We start from the raw sequence: 14,776 nt of genomic DNA on the forward strand, positions 1-14,776 counted from the left end.
GGATCATCTCAACAGCGCATCTTAACGTCGCCCCCCCTCGCTTCACCAAAGCCAATCCGATATCCATATTCGGACGTTGTGTCATACCTGCGACACAGGAGACAATCCTGATGATGATCCATAAAGTGTCATGGAGGTATCTGTGAAAAGGCGTGTACTGGCCGGAATCGCCGCCACGGCGGCCGCATTGTCCGTTGCCCTCGGATCGGCGGGCACAGGCACGGCCGGTCCAGCCCTGGAGAGCCCTCAGCCGGCCGCGGCCCCGCCGGTGAACGCCTCGCCGCCTCCGGCCCTTGAGGGCGGCGGCCTGTGCTGTTACGAGTAGGCGCCGGCCGCTGAGGGACATGGCGACCTGGCCCGCCGGCGGCTCCGCGGCCGCCGGGACCGACCGGGCAGGTCCGCGGACCTACAGGCCCATGCAGGCCAGTGCCCGCTGGTAGGCCGCGACGCTGTCGCCCGGCTCCTCGACCTCCTGCAGTATCCGGGCGACGGCGAGCCAGAACCGCGTGGTCCGCCGCGTGGGGGGCGCCTCCCGCAGCCACGCGGCGACGGCGGCCAGTTCGCGCACCGCTTCGCGCCGCCGCCCCAGCCCGGCCATCGTCTGGCCCGCCAGAAGGCGGATCTCGGCCTGCCGGTCGCGCGGCAGGTGCTCGATCTGGTCGCGCACCGCCGCCAGGTGCCCCTCCGCCGCCTCCGGGGAGCCCAGCAGCAGCTCGGCGCGGATCAGGTTCACCGCGCAGTCGACCTCCTCCGCCGCGCCGGCCGGGCCGTTGACCGGTTCGGCCCGCGCCGCCATCAGCAGCCGGCGCCACCGGCCGGCGTCCGCGGGCCGCGCGCTGAGCGCGATCCCGGCGCACGCCACGCGCAGCCGGTTCAGGCCGGACGGGTCGCCGAGCTCGGACTGGGCGGCGAGGGCCCGCTCGACATGTGCCAGCGCCTCCTCGTCGTGCCCGCTCTCCATCGCCAGGACCGCGGCCGCCCGGTGCGCCGCGACGAGTGCCGCGGGGGTGCCGAGACGGTCGGCGGCCGCCAGCAGTTCACCGCGGAACTGGCACCCCCGCAGCAGGTCGCCGCGTTCGGTGTAGGCGATGAGCAGTTCGGCGCCCAGCCGGACGTGCTCCTCGCTCCAGGCGGGCCGTGCCGCGCCGGCCAGGATCTGCTCGGCCGCCCGCACGGCCGCCGCCAGGTCTCCCTGCCGACGGTGGCACCTGGACAGCGCGCAGGTGACGCTCGCGTACAGCTCGGCGGGCATCTGGGCCGCGTCACGGTGCCGCACGCCGGCCAGCAGCGTGATCGCCTCATCGAGCTCGCCGCAGGCCTGCAGCGCGCCGGCCAGGCCGAGCTCGGCCTCCTGGCGCAGGTGGGGAAGGCTCGCGATGGCCTCCCCGGCGAGCAGGGCGGCGTAGCGGGTGCGCGCTTCGGCGGCCCTGTCGCCGTCCAGCGCCTGCCGGGCATGCACCAGTCCGAGTTCGAGCTCCTCCCGCTGCTCGGCCGTCACGCCGCTGACCAGGTAGGACAGGGAGCATTCGAGCTTCTCGGCCAGCAGTTCCAGCACCGCGGGCGGCGCGGTCCGCTTGCCGCTCTCGATGAGAGAGACGTAGCTGTCCGACAGTTCCGGATGAGCGAGCTCCGCCTGGGAGATGCCTCGCCGGCGGCGGGCAGTTTTGATGCGCTGTCCGACTGGAGCTGTAGCAGCAGACACGATTATCCCTCGCACACGGACCATTCGATGGGTGGCGAGCTGCGCCCGGACGTCTGCGCGCTCGACGAGCCCTGGACATCCTTCGCACCCCGCTACGGCATCATTCGCCACTTTAGGAAATGCTATGACCTTTACCGCATAATTTACTGATCAGCGTCCGTAATCGGCGTGTCACCCCCCGGGGGGCGGGACCGCCGGCCGGGGCCGCAGTGAGCGGGACCGCCGGCCGGGGGCCGCGGTGGCAGGGCGCGTCTTGCCCGGCCCTTGATGTGCGCGCGGTGGAGCCGCCCGGTTCCGGCGTGTCATCGTCGAGGAGAGGGAGGAGGCGATCCATGACCACCCCGCTCTACCTGCGAGGCTTCCTCGCGCCGGTGCCCGACGAGATCGACGCCTTCGACCTGCCGGTCAGCGGGGCCCTTCCCCCCGCGCTCACCGGCCGCTACTTCCGCAACGGCCCCAACCCGCTGCCCGGCCGCGACCCCGGCCACTGGTTCACCGGGCCCGGGATGGTGCACGGCGTACGGCTGCGCGACGGCCGCGCCGAGTGGTATCGCAACCGCTGGGTGCGGACCCGCGAGTTCACCGAGGACGCGCCCTTCGTCCGGGACGACCTCTCCGTCGACCTCACCGCGGTGCCCGCCAACACCCACGTCGTCCCGCACGGGGACAAGATCTTCGCGCTGGTCGAGAACGGCCTGCCGTACGAACTCACCGCCGGGCTGGAGACGGTCGGCCCGTGTGACTTCGGCGGCCTGCTGACCACCGCCATGACCGCCCACCCCAAGCGCGACCCGCTCACCGGCGAGCTGCTCTTCTTCGGCTACGGCTTCCTGCCGCCCTATCTCACCTACCACCGGCTCTCGGCGGACGGAGAGCTCGTGGAGAGCCGCGAGGTCCCGGTGCCGGGGCCGACGATGATGCACGACTTCGCCATCACCGCCGGTCACGTCGTGTGGATGGACCTGCCCGTCGTGTTCGACCTGGCGCTCGCCGAGGGCGGCGGCATGCCGTACCGGTGGGACGACCGCTACGGCGCCCGGCTCGGGGTCATGCCGCGCACCGGCGACGCCGGCGTGACCTGGTCCGACATCAACCCGTGCTACGTCTTCCACACGGCCAACGCCCACGAGGACGGCTCCGGCCGCGTCGTGCTCGACACCGTCCGCTACACCCCCGCCGAGTTCGCCGCCGTGTGGGACGACATCGGCGGCAGTGCCCACCCGGCGGCCAGGGCGGCCGTGAGCGGGACGGCCCACCTGCACCGGTATGTCCTCACTCCCGGCGCCGCCTCCCACGAGGAGCAGCTCGACGACCTCGACGTGGAGTTCCCCACGCTGCACGACGGCCGGACCGGCGACCGCAACCGCTACCTCTACGCGGTCTCCTCCGGGGCGATCGTCAAATACGACGTGCGGAGCGGGGCGAGCATCCTCCACAAGACAGGACCGGACCGGATGGCAGGCGAGGCGGTCTTCGTCCCCGCCGAGGACGCGCGGGGAGAGGACGAGGGCTGGCTGATCTCCATCGTCACCGGCGGGCCCGGTGTCGGCTCCGAACTGCTGGTCCTCGACGCCGTCGACCTGTCCCGGGTGGCCTCGGTACGGCTGCCGCGGCGCGTCCCGGCCGGTTTCCACGGCTCCTGGATCCAGGACGGCTGACGGCGGGACCGCGGGCGCCGCGACCGTTCGCACCGGCCGCGGCGCCCGCCCCGCCGGGGGGATCAGCGCTTGAGCGCGTCGGGAAGCTTGTCCAGCAGGCCCTTGAGGTCGTCGGCGTGCTCCTCCTCCTGGGCGAGGAGGTCTTCGAAGACGCGCCTGGTGGTCACGTCACCGTCGCCGAGCCACTGGACGATCTCGGTGTAGGAGGCGATCGCGATCCGCTCGGCGACCAGATCCTCCTTGATCATCTCCACCAGGTCGAGGCTGGCGTCGTACTCCGCGTGCGAACGGGTGGTCAACGTGTCCGGGTTGAAGTCGGGCGCGCCGCCGAGCTGCACGATGCGCCGGGCGAGCCGGTCGGCGTGCTCCTGCTCCTCGGCGGCGTGCTCCAGGAACTCCGCCGCCACCGGCTCGGCGTAGATGCCGCTGGCGGTGTAGTAGTGGCGCTTGTAGCGGAGCACGCAGACCAGCTCGGTGGCCAGCGCCTCGTTGCACACCTGGATCACCCGGGGGAGATCGGCGCCGTATGCGGAGGTGATCGGCCCCTTGTCGATCTCCTGACGTGCCCGGGCACGGATTTCCTTGATGTCGGTCAGAAATTCAGCCATGCACACCCCCTACCCCGGATCCCCGATCCATCAAGTCCCGCGGGACGTCAACAGAAGATCTTTGACGCGACGCGGTGATCGGCTGGTCGAAACCCCCGGCTCGGCACTTCCGGGAACAGAGCGTGGCCGGGCGACGCCTTGATCATGGAACTACGATGGGCGCATGGCCCTGATCCACCAAGCCACGCTGCGACCCACGAAGCTCGAACTCCTGGCCGCCTGGCTGCCCGGCCGCGACTGGCATGCCGATGCCATCAACGGCCGGCACCTGGAGGCGTCGGGGTCGACGATCAGCCTGATCGGGGGAGTTCGGTCCCCCTGGACCAGGAAGGTCACGGCGACACCCGGCTTTCCCTCGTCGCGGCCGCCCTCACCAGATCGGCGGGACAGCCCTCCGGAAGGTGAGGTCGGCGCGTCGACCTCACCTTCCGAGGGGGCTGTCCCGCCGTACCGCTGAGACGAACGCCATCCCGCCGACAGGAAAGCCCCGCGACATCATGACCGGCCCGGAGCTGAAGGACTCCCTCCGGGGGCGACCGGGCATGACCGGCTTCAGCGCCTACGTCTGTCAAGGTCGTCCCGCACTATCGTTGCGGCATGAACACCCCGGTGGCGGAAGCCGACATCGACGCCGACCTCGTTGATCGCCTGATCCGCACGCAGCACCCGGATCTGGTGGGCCCGCTCACCCCCGTCGCCAACGGCTGGGACAACGTCATCTACCGCCTGGGGACGGACCTGTCCGTACGGCTGCCGCGCCGCCGGGTCGCCGTCGACCTCATCGTCAACGAGCAACGCTGGCTGCCGGTCCTGGCCGAGTACGTCGAGGTCGCGCTGCCCCTGCCCGTCAGGGCCGGCGTGCCCGGCGAGGGCTACCCGTGGCCGTGGACGATCGCGCCCTGGTTCGAAGGCCGCACGGTCGCCGACGTGCCGCCGTCCGGCCGATCCGGCATCGCCGTCCCGCTGGCCGACTTCATGACGGGCCTCCACCGGCCCGCACCGCCTGACGCGCCGCGTAACCCCGTCCGCGGCGTCCCGCTCGCCGCCCGCGACGGAGCGGTACGGCAACGCCTGCAGTCCATTCCCCGATCAGCCGAGCTCCTCCCCCTCTGGGAGAAACTGGCCGCCCTCCCGCCCTGGCAGGGCCCCGCGCTCTGGCTCCACGGCGACCCGCACCCGGGAAATCTCCTGCTCGACGGGGAAGGGCTGGCTGCTGTCCTGGACTTCGGTGATCTCACCAGTGGCGATCCCGCCACCGACCTGGCCGCCGCGTGGCTGGTGTTCGACGAGAACGCGCGCGAGGTCTTCCGATCACGCGTGGACGCCGACGAGGTGACCTGGGAGCGCGCACGGGGTTGGGCCCTCGCCATGGGCACTGCTCTGGCCGCCCACTCGGCCGACAACCCCAGCATGGCGGCCATCGGCGATCACGTCCTCGACCAGGTGCTTCTCACCCGGTAGGGCTTGGTCAGGCAGGGACGGGCCGGGAGTGTCCGGGAAACGCGCGGCGGCATGTGGGGGCAGACCAGGGGGACGTGGTGATGCCGGCCTCACGGCCGGTCGCTCACGACGGCTTCAGCCGCCCACCCTGCCGTCCGACGCGCGGATCGCGTACACGTTGCCGTTCACGCTGCCGACGTACACCCGCCCGCCCGCCACCACGGGGGCGGTTCTGATGTCGCCGCCGGTCTGGAAGCCCCACCGGCGGGTGCCGGTGGAGGCGTCGAGGGCGTGCAGTTCGCCGTCGCCGGCCGCGACGTACAGGGCGTCGCCGGCCAGGACGGGGGTGAACGGGCCGGGGGCCCTGAAGCCCGCCCCACCGCCGAGAGGGAAGATCCACCGGGTCTTGCCCGTGGCGGCGTCCAGCGCGTGGAGCCGGTCCCCCACGCGTGTCAGGTACGCGACGCCGCGGGCGACCATGAGGGCGTTCGTGGTGGTGTGGGCGCCGCGGCCGGCCTCGAAGGTCCACCGGCGCGCGCCCGTGGCCGCGTCGAGCTTGTGCAGCACTCCCCCGCCGCCCACGTAGACGGCCCTGCCGGCCGCCAGGGGGCCGGCGAAGATCGGGGCGCCGACCTGGGAGCGCCACCTCGGCCTGCCGGTGACCCGGTCCAGCGCGTGGAGCCGGCCGTCCCCGGAGGCGACGTGGACGGTGTCGGCGGTCGTGGCCACGCCGGCGACGTCGGTGCGCCCGTCGGCGCGGAAGCGCCAGCGGCGTTCGCCCGAGCCGGCGTCCAGCGCCACCACACCGCCGGGGCCGGTGGCATAGACGAGGTCGCCCGCCGCGTGCGGGATGACGCGGTGGACGAAGCCGCTCTCCCTGCCCCGCCATCGCGTCCGGCCGGAGGCGGCGTCCAGGGCGATGACCTGCGCGCCGGTCCAGGCGTACACCGTGCGCCCGTCGATCACGAACCTGCTCGCCTCTGTGGTCCTGCGGCTCCATCGCGTCCGGCCGGAGACCGCGTCCAGCGCGACGATCCGGCTGAAGGTGCTGGCGTACACGGTGCCGCCGGCTCGAATCGGGCCGGAGGTGACGAGGCCGCCGGTCTGGTGACTCCAGCGCAGGGCGCCGGAGACGGCGTCCAGCGCGTACACCTTGCCGTCGCCGCTGCCCGCGTGCACGAGGCCGCCCGCCACCACCAGGTCGGCGCCGATGGAATTGTCGGCGGGGAAGCTCCATCCGGCCGGGCGGGCGGCGAGCGGGCCGTCATCCGGCACGACGGCTCCCGGCTCGTAGCGGGCCAGCAGGTTTCTCTGAAGCCGCGGGGTGAGCAGCCGGACGGCCCGCCGCGAGGAGGAGCGCAGGTGGACCAGGGCCGGGCCCGCGGTGACGATGGACTCGCTCAGCATCCCGCTGGGCAGGCGGGGCAGCGTCTGCGACAGGGCGTAGGGAGTTTCGGTGGTGGGGTCGTACCTGCCGGTCTGCTTGACGCGGCGGACTATGGCGGCGAACGCCTCCCGTGCGGCGGCCGGAGTGGAGAACACCCAGGCGACCGAGACGGACACGACCGCCTCCTCGTCCGTCGCCGGTATCCAGTCGCAGCCCGCCGGCTTCGGCGTCGGCACTCCCGCCACGGTCCGCCGTACGGGGCCGGGGCGGTAACCGCCGCCGAGGACGCCCAGGAGGGCACAGGCGTCCGGCCAATCGGACAGGGGGACGCCGCCTGGCGGGGCGGGGTCGCCGGACGGCCCGTGAACCAGCCTGTACGCGACGATCCAGCCGGCCTCGTCGTGGACGAAGGCCATGTCTTCGGTCGTGCCCAGCAGGGTGGACCAGGTGGGGGGCAGGGCGACGGGCAGCGCGCGGATGCGGCCGGTGACGGTGTTCAGGGAGATCAGGAAGGTGAGCGTCGCCCGCCGGTCGCTGATCAGGAGATCCCCTTCACCTGTGGACTCCGGGTAGGAGCCGACCCGGAAGGGGCGGCTCCATCGCTCCGGTGCCATGGCCCCGGTGGCCGGAGGACGTGCAAGGGCCTCGCGCACGGTCGACAGCAGCCGGCCGTCCGGTGCGAAGAACGACTCCACGTTTCCGCCCACGATGTCCAGATACCCGTCGGCGCCCGCCGTCAGCGAGAGCGAGGCGGCCTGCCCGGACGGCGGCAGTGAGCGCGTCCAGTCGGGGCGCAGGGTGTGCGGGTCGACGGAGGCGAGTTCGATCCTGCCCGCGCAGTCGCTGACCAGCGCGACCGACCGGGCGGAGGCGGCGCTGTGCAGCAGGCAGTCGCGCGGGCGGACCGTCCGCGCCGTGACCCTGCCGGTGCGGAGATCGAGCGAGGTGAACGTGTAGGGGCCGGGCGACCGGTCGAGGAAGGTGACGCCGCGCTCGGTCACCATGATCCTGGGGCCGGTGTAGCGGGGGACGCCCCCCACGAGCTCGACGGGCTCGACGGTGACCGTTGTGCGCCACAGCAGGGCCCCGTCGGTCAGCTCGTAGCCGGTCAGCCGGTGGTCGGCCGCGCCGGGCACCTGTCTCGCCACGACGATCGTCCCGGCCGCGACCCATACGCCGGCGGTGGGGGCGGCATCGGCGGGGATGGCGTACCGTCGCCTGCCGGTCCGAGGGTCGTGGACCGCCACCGCGCCCTGCGGCGTCGCCACGGCCAGGCCTCCCTCCGCCACCCCGTGGCGCGGGTTGCCGAGCGGGAACGGGTCCCCCTCCTGGTCGGGCATGGACCAGGCGGTCCGCCAGGCGGCCGGTGCCCACGGCAGGCGCGGCGCGTCCCCCGCCACGACCGGGCAGACCGCCAGCGCCAGGAGGATCGCGAGGATGCGCAGATCGCGCACGATCAGCATTTCCTGGTCTTCGGGAACAGCTCGCACGCCTCGGCCGCCGGCATCGGCGCCCATCCGCCCAGCGATGACGGGGTGGAGAAGGAGCGATAGGTGTCGCCCCCGCCGGTCAGCCGGAACGGCCCCCCGCCCGGCCCGTTGATCACGAGCTGCTCGGCCCGCTCCTCCGCCAGCACAGTGGCGAGGAGGTCGAACTCGTAGTACGCCTCCGTGCCGCTGATCGTCATGCTCAGCGTGACGCGCTCGTCCCTCTTCAGGTCGATCTGCTTCGTGGAGAAGTATCGGACGCCGGGATCCTTGGCGGTGACGAAACGGGGCGTCGCCTTGTCGAGGTCCGCGCGGAGCTCCACGGTGCCGACCTCCCCGCTGCCGCTGGGGGCTTTCAGATACGCGCCGTCCGACACGGATTTACGCGCGATAATCCGTGGCCTCAGGTCGACGATGCGCATGCTGCTGCGGTTTCCCACGAGGACGACCGTGATATTCATCCAGTCGATTACGGCAGCCTGATGGCGGGTCAGCAATGCCTGCTGTTCGTCCTCCGTCGCACGGGCGCCGAGGAGAATTCTCCGCTCTTCCGGATCCGTCACCGGCTCTCTCAAAGCGATGTCCCGCTCGTCGGCGTCCACGGCCACGTGGCCGATCGTGACGGGCGGAGCGCCGCTGACCCGGTCGATCACATCCGTGCCACGGGAGCCGAACCAGGCGGTGAACACCACCCCGATGGCCGCGACGAGCACCGCGCCGACAATTCCGGCCACCCATGTACGCGCCGCTTTCCACCCGCCGCCTTCGGGCTTCTCTACTGCCGCCGGCGCATTCTCGCCGCCCCGGTCTTTATTTCCGGTCTTGCCCCCTCGACTATTTCCCATGGCGCGATGTCCCCCAGCCAGTAAAAGCGAACAGGGTGAGCACGAATATGCCGATCATAACGTCGCGTGCCCGGCCGGTGACGTGATTGCGGCAAGAAGTCGCCCGACCGCCCGCGGGTTTCCCCGAGATCGGCCAGGAGGAGTCGTTTCGGTTCTTCGCCCCGGCCGGTGCCGCGTCCGTTGGTCCCGGTCGGGGGTGCGGGCCGGCCCGGTGTGACGGCGGCATTGTCGGGATGTCCGATAGCGGCCATCACACGGGACGGCCATGCGGAGGCGGGTACGGTCCGGGCGTGGTATCCCTACGTAGGACTCCTGGCGACAGCGGACGCGCTCCGGCCATCACCTCTGCGCGTGGACGGCCGGGCCCGAACGGCACGGGGATCCGGGTGCCGGCCGGCGGCCGGGCCGAACGCCGGCCGGAACCGCGGGATGGGGGCTTCATGCGGCGGATGGGTGCGATGGCGGCGGTGTCTCTCGCGCTGCTCTCAGGCGGGTGCGCGTCAGGGGCGGGCGATCCGGAGGGCACGCCCACCAAGGCGGCCGCGCCCGTGGTCCCGCCCGCCGTCGGGAGCGCGGAGGCGGTGGTCGTCTCACAGAAGGGCTGCTCCGAGCCGGCCCGCGCCGCTGACGGGTTCCAGGCGGCCTCCGTCCGGCCGAGCTGGAAGCTGCTCTCGGTGACCGGTGAGGCGGGCGCCCTCCGTGGCGGTGCGACGGCCTCGGACGGGGCGTTGTGGGCGCTGCGCGACACGGGAGAGGACCTCACGACACCGGTCCGGTGGAAGGACGGCCGATGGGAGGCGGTGGCCATGCCGCCCGGGGTGAAGGTCGTCAAGGCCCTGGTGACGGGTCCCGGCGGCGAGATCTGGGCGGTCCAGCCGGGGGCGGAGACCTGGAAGGGGGGCGTGCTCGGGAGCGCCGGGTGGCGGGGGTCGACGCTGACCGTGCCAGGCAATGTGAGGGAGGATGGCCCTGCCGACGCGCACGGCGGCTGGGTGAGCTTCGGCGCCGCCGCCGTCCACTGGGACGGCACGAGCTGGAAGCGGGTGGACCTGCCCGCCGACCAGGGGGGCGAGGGGGCCTCCGTCGGATACCGGCTGTCCGGCTCGGACGAGGAGGTCTGGGCCGTGCCCGCCGAAGGGCCCAAGGCCGTACGGTTGCGCGACGGCGTGTCGCAGGTGGTGGAGTTCGCGCTGCGGATCGACGCGAGGGAGGCCATCCACGACACCCAGGGCGGCGCCTTCTATCCGCAGGCCGTCGCGGTCGTCGGCGCGGACGAGACGTGGGTGCTCGGGGCGGCGGCGTTCGGCACCCATTACCTGGAGGAGGGCGAGGACACCGAGGCCGGACGGGTGGTGGCGCTGCACCACGCGCGGGGCACGTGGCGCTGCACGTGGGGTCCCTTCCACCGGGAGAACTTCGAGGGCGCGTTCACGGACGCGGTGCCGGACGGGGACGGCGGGCTGTGGGCGGTGACGGCGGAGTCGACGCTGTGGCACCTCAGCGGCGGGCGCTGGACCAGGGAGCGCCTGCCTGCCGACGAAGGTGCGGAGCCGCACGTCACCGACCTGGTGGCCGCCGGCCATGAAATCTATGCGCTGGGCTCGGTCGCCTCGGGGGAACAGTCCCACGGGGCGCTCTGGCGCGCCGGTTAGGTGGTTTCCCGCCGCCTGCCGGTGACGGGCAGGCGGCGGCCCCGGCCGTGGCCCGATATCACCCGCGGCAGAGCTCACCCGCCACGACACGGGGACGAGGGGATCATCTCGCCTCCGGCTGTGCCCGCCTCACTGGTTGAGGCGGTCGGTGACGAGGTCGGTGAAGCCGTTGGCGAGCAGGATGACGGCGATCGCGGTGAGCAGGATGCCCGCGACGCGGTCGAGGAGCATGGCTCCTTTGAGCGAGATGCGTCGCTGGACGTGGCCGGACAGGTAGAGCGTCAGCCCGGTGACCGCGGCGAAGCACAGGGCGGCGATCGACAGGGCGATCTTGTCTTGGGTGCCGGCCGCCGAGGCGGAGGCGGCGACGCCGAAGGCGAAGGTGGTGCCGCCGACGGTCAACGGGAAGGTGAGCGGGGTGTAGAGGATCGACTTGGGGTCCGGAGCCGGCTCGGTTGGCAGCGCGGCACCCTTTTTGTCCTGCTCCTGGAGCTTCTCCAGTTCCTCGACGGCGCCGGCTTTGCCGCGCATCAGCGGGATGGACGCGTACGCGAGGGCGATGCCTCCGGTGGCGGTCAGCGCCGCGGTGCTGATGCCGAGCAGTTTGAGCAGCGGCTCGCCGACCCACAGCGCGGCCAGGACGAAAACGGCGACGTTGAACGCGAGGCCCAGCGCCAGCCGGTTGACCTGTCCGTGACTGTAGGGCCGGACGATCGGCAGATAGGACGCCAGCGCGGCGACGGGGCTGTAGAGCCCGAACAGAGCCAGGAAGAGAATCAGTGCTGGGTGACTCATCGCGGTCCTCCCGCCGTGAAACTGAGGGCCGCCGATCCTGTATCGGATCGGCTGCCGCCGGTCACGGGGGGATGGCACGGGGCCGGCCCCCGGCCCCGTGCGTCGCTTCGGGATCTAGACCGGGTCGCGCAGGATGGGGCAGGTCATGCAGTGCCCGCCGCCCCGGCCCTTGCCCAGCTCGAAGCCCTCGATCTCGACCACGTCCACGCCGTGCTCGCGCAGCTTCCTGTTGGTGAACTCGTTCTTGTGGTACCCCACCACGACGCCCGGCTCCAGGGCGACGAAGTTGCTGCCGCTGTCCCACTGCTCCCTGGCCCGCTGGTAGTCGTCTCCCCCGGTGGGGACGATGTCGAGCTTGCCGATGCCGAGCGCGTCCTCGAACGCGGCGGCCAGGTTCGGCTCCCGGTGCACCTCGACGACGCCCTCCTTGTCGCCCGGCCGCAGCGAGTAGACCGCCGCGTTCTCCACGACCGGCGGGTAGCCGGTGGCCTTGTCGACGTCCAGCAGCGTGAACACGGTGTCGAGGTGCATGTAGGAGCGGTGCGGCGGGATGTTGACCGCGAGCACCCTGGTGGCGGCCCCGGCGGCGAACAGCTCCCTGGCGAGGTGCTCGATCATGATCGGGCTGGTGCGCTCGCTGACGCCGATGGCCACGACGCCGTTGCCGATGGGCATCATGTCGCCGCCCTCCAGCGAGGCGCGGCCGAAGTCCTCCTCGTCGAAGCTGCCGTCGTCGCCCATCGGCGGGTACCAGTAGGCGAAGCCGTCGCCGGCGAACATCGGGTGGAAGTGGTAGACGATGCTCTGGTTGATCGTCTCCAGACGGCGGGCGTGATAGTAGAGCGGGTTCAGCGAGACCCCGCCGTACAGCCAGGCCGAGGGGTCGCGCTGGTAGAGCGAGTTCGGCAGCGGCGGCAGGATGAACGATCCCGTCTTGGCCATCGCGGTGACCAGGGAGCGCGCGTCGAAGCCTTCGCGGCCGGCTTGGGTGGCGGTGACGAACTCCTCCTTGGTCAGCCCGCCGATCAGGTGTTCGGCCAGCTTCTCCCCGCTCCAGGAGGCGAGCTCGGCACGGACCTCGTCGACGAGGACGGGTCCCACCGTCAGGTGGCTGACCATGCGTTCCACGGCGTGCCGCTTGGCCTCGGGCGCGGCCTCCAGCGCCTCGGCGAGCAGTTGCTGGTGGTGGAAGACCTCGATGCCGCGGCCGCGCATCATGGCCACGAACGCGTCGTGCTCGCTCTGGGCGCGGCTGACCCAGAGCACGTCGTCGTAGAGCAGCTCGTCCTTGTTGCTCGGTGTGAGCCGCTTCAGGCTGAGATCGGGCCTGTGCACGATCACCTGCCGCAGCGTGCCCACCTCGGAGTGGACTCCGTATTTCGTGCTCACAACGTCCCCCGAACGTTGTCGAGGGAGCATCTGCCGATGCTCCGCCGAGAAATGGGCCGGGCGTCCGGCGGATCGCCTGCGGCATGTACACATGGCTTTCGCGTGCCGACGTGTTGTGTCCGTTGTGCCCCGGGTCAGCCCAGCTCAAGCGTGCTCTTGGGTGGAGGCGCACTTACCGGGCGCCCGGCCGGGGCACCGCGGGCGGGCGCGTCGCCCTCTGCTGAGCGGCCACCGCGGGTGGCCGGGCCCGACGTGCTGTCCGCCGAGATCGTGTCGGGCGTCGAGGGGACGGGGCCGCACCGGCTGAGCCTGGACGCCGTTCCCGGGGCCGCGGTCAGGTCAGCTCGGCCAGCACCGACGCCAGGTCGTCGTAGGTGCCGCGGAGGCCCTCGGCGTTGCCCAGGCGGTGGCGCTCCAGGCGGATGGCCCCGATATGGCGGGCCTCGTAGATCCGCGAGCGCCACACCGCGGAGGCAGAGCGATCCGGCGCGCCGTAGCCGTCGCCGTCCCAGAACGCGTCCCGTTCGGTGCCGGGCCTGGCCAGCGCCATCCGGATCGTCCAGTCCGCCGAGGGATCGCCCCACAGGGTCCGGTCCATGTCCAGCACGCCGATGATCACGGGCTCCGGGGCCGTGCCGTCGAGCATCACGTTGACGGTCCACAGGTCGCCGGAGAGCATGCGCGGCTCCGTGATCTCGTCGAGGACCGTGTGATGTTCGGCGGCGACGGCCGTGACCTTGCGCAGGTCTGCGGCGTCCAGCCCGAGGCCGTCCAGGTCGGCGGTGATGTCCTGCAGAGACGCGATCACCGCCTGGCTCCAGGTGGTGTGCGGCGGCCCGGCGACGGGACCGAAGTGCGGGCCGCGCACCGCGTGCACCGTCTTGGCGATCGCGCCCATCTGCCGGAAGAAGCCGGGCCGGGCCGAACGCGGATAGGCGCCGAGGCGCTCCGGGGCGGGCACGCCGTCGAGCAGGCTCTGAACCATCCAGTCCCGGCCGATCACCTCGTGCGACCAGTCCGCCGCGATCACCCGCGGCATCAGCGGCGCGATCGCCGTGAGCCACGGCACGCTCGCGTACTCGTTGCGCATCAGCTGCCGCTCGGACCGGAACTGCCGCTCCGGCTCCGGGGCGATCCGCAGGATCACCGGTCGTTCCTGCCCGGTCACGGTGACGCGGTAGGTGGTGTTGTACATCCCGAGGCCCAGTTCGACGGCGGAGACGGCACGGGTTTCGGCGCCGAAGACGCGGTGACAGATCGACTGGATCTCCTCCCCGGTCACCGGCCGCTGGAACGCCTGCGCGCTGCGCTCGATCGGCTGGAATCTCATTCCGCTTCCTCACCGTCGGGGTCGCCGGCGAGCATGCGGGCGGCCGCCACGTCGTCCTCGTCCCAGCCCCAGTGGCCCTCGCGCCGGTGCTCCCTGGCCTGTTCGTCGATCCATCGGTTGTGCGCTTCCCAAGCCGCCTGCTTGCTGGTTCCCAGGGCGGCGCCGATCTGCGACCACGGAGCACCTGCCCGGCGGGCGGAGCGCACGGAGAGCTGGCGTCCGTAGCCCGCCTTCCGCGCGATCACCTCGCCCAGCGCGAGAAGCTCCAGCGCCTCGCCCCGCGTCAGGGGCTCCGCGCCGGGGTCAGGAGGTGCGAGCGGGGAGTCGTCCTCATCGGCCGGTGACGCCAGGGCGTCACGGGCACGCAGCGCGTCATAGCGCGCGACCGCGGTCAACAGCGTGAACTGGCGTTCGAGCTCGTCTGGAGTGGACATGACCCCAGTGTTTCGTCAGGCTGCCTTGACGTCAAGCCTTCTTGACGTC

The 14,776-nt window shown here is 72.0% G+C and carries 12 protein-coding genes; 4 read left to right on the forward strand and 8 right to left on the reverse strand.

The features are described from left to right. Window positions 1–406: 406 nt before the first annotated feature. A complete protein-coding gene (locus tag SROS_RS27565) occupies window positions 407–1,702 on the reverse strand; it encodes a helix-turn-helix domain-containing protein (protein WP_012892206.1) in 1,296 nt (431 codons plus the stop codon). A gap of 332 nt (window positions 1,703–2,034) precedes the next feature. Between SROS_RS27565 and SROS_RS27570 the strand changes: the two genes are divergently transcribed. After that, window positions 2,035–3,360 carry a carotenoid oxygenase family protein gene (locus SROS_RS27570; RefSeq protein ID WP_012892208.1) on the forward strand — a complete coding sequence of 442 codons (1,326 nt, stop codon included), beginning with the start codon at window positions 2,035–2,037 and terminating at the stop codon, window positions 3,358–3,360. Window positions 3,361–3,422: 62 nt separating this feature from the next. Here SROS_RS27570 and SROS_RS27575 read toward each other — a convergent pair whose 3' ends face one another. Next, the gene (locus SROS_RS27575; RefSeq protein WP_012892209.1) at window positions 3,423–3,968 is read right to left on the reverse strand and encodes a ferritin-like domain-containing protein; all 546 of its coding nucleotides are present in this window, start codon (window positions 3,966–3,968) and stop codon (window positions 3,423–3,425) included. 163 nt (window positions 3,969–4,131) lie between these two features. Between SROS_RS27575 and SROS_RS50005 the strand changes: the two genes are divergently transcribed. Both SROS_RS50005 and SROS_RS27580 read left to right on the forward strand, forming a co-directional pair. Next, the gene (locus tag SROS_RS50005) at window positions 4,132–4,425 is read left to right on the forward strand and encodes a hypothetical protein (RefSeq protein ID WP_081453234.1); all 294 of its coding nucleotides are present in this window, start codon (window positions 4,132–4,134) and stop codon (window positions 4,423–4,425) included. Window positions 4,426–4,565: 140 nt separating this feature from the next. Then, window positions 4,566–5,429, forward strand: coding sequence for an aminoglycoside phosphotransferase family protein (locus SROS_RS27580; RefSeq protein WP_012892210.1), 864 nt, complete (start codon window positions 4,566–4,568; stop codon window positions 5,427–5,429). A gap of 114 nt (window positions 5,430–5,543) precedes the next feature. Here SROS_RS27580 and SROS_RS27585 read toward each other — a convergent pair whose 3' ends face one another. Then, window positions 5,544–8,258: an outer membrane protein assembly factor BamB family protein gene (locus tag SROS_RS27585; RefSeq protein ID WP_043653087.1), complete on the reverse strand. Its 2,715-nt coding sequence runs from the start codon at window positions 8,256–8,258 to the stop codon at window positions 5,544–5,546. Continuing rightward, window positions 8,252–9,127 carry a hypothetical protein gene (locus tag SROS_RS27590; protein ID WP_012892212.1) on the reverse strand — a complete coding sequence of 292 codons (876 nt, stop codon included), beginning with the start codon at window positions 9,125–9,127 and terminating at the stop codon, window positions 8,252–8,254. The genes SROS_RS27585 and SROS_RS27590 overlap by 7 nt, the downstream gene beginning before the upstream one ends. A 458-nt stretch (window positions 9,128–9,585) precedes the next feature. Between SROS_RS27590 and SROS_RS27595 the strand changes: the two genes are divergently transcribed. Further along, window positions 9,586–10,779 carry a hypothetical protein gene (locus SROS_RS27595; RefSeq protein ID WP_148269223.1) on the forward strand — a complete coding sequence of 398 codons (1,194 nt, stop codon included), beginning with the start codon at window positions 9,586–9,588 and terminating at the stop codon, window positions 10,777–10,779. 129 nt (window positions 10,780–10,908) lie between these two features. Here SROS_RS27595 and SROS_RS27600 read toward each other — a convergent pair whose 3' ends face one another. The 4 genes from SROS_RS27600 to SROS_RS27615 all read right to left on the reverse strand — a co-directional run bounded on the left by SROS_RS27600 (window position 10,909) and on the right by SROS_RS27615 (window position 14,727). Then, window positions 10,909–11,574, reverse strand: coding sequence for a MarC family protein (locus tag SROS_RS27600; protein WP_012892214.1), 666 nt, complete (start codon window positions 11,572–11,574; stop codon window positions 10,909–10,911). A gap of 114 nt (window positions 11,575–11,688) precedes the next feature. Next, complete coding sequence (locus tag SROS_RS27605) at window positions 11,689–12,963, reverse strand: arginine deiminase (protein ID WP_245564294.1); 1,275 nt, start codon at window positions 12,961–12,963, stop codon at window positions 11,689–11,691. Window positions 12,964–13,297: 334 nt separating this feature from the next. Further along, window positions 13,298–14,293 (reverse strand): phosphotransferase family protein, encoded by a 996-nt coding sequence (locus tag SROS_RS27610; protein ID WP_012892216.1) that lies wholly within the window; start codon window positions 14,291–14,293, stop codon window positions 13,298–13,300. Next, a complete protein-coding gene (locus SROS_RS27615) occupies window positions 14,290–14,727 on the reverse strand; it encodes a hypothetical protein (RefSeq protein WP_012892217.1) in 438 nt (145 codons plus the stop codon). Before SROS_RS27615 ends, SROS_RS27610 begins: the two co-directional genes overlap by 4 nt. Window positions 14,728–14,776 lie beyond the last annotated feature (49 nt).

It is taken from the genome of Streptosporangium roseum DSM 43021, assembly GCF_000024865.1.
GTDB classification, from domain to species: Bacteria; Actinomycetota; Actinomycetes; order Streptosporangiales; family Streptosporangiaceae; genus Streptosporangium; species Streptosporangium roseum.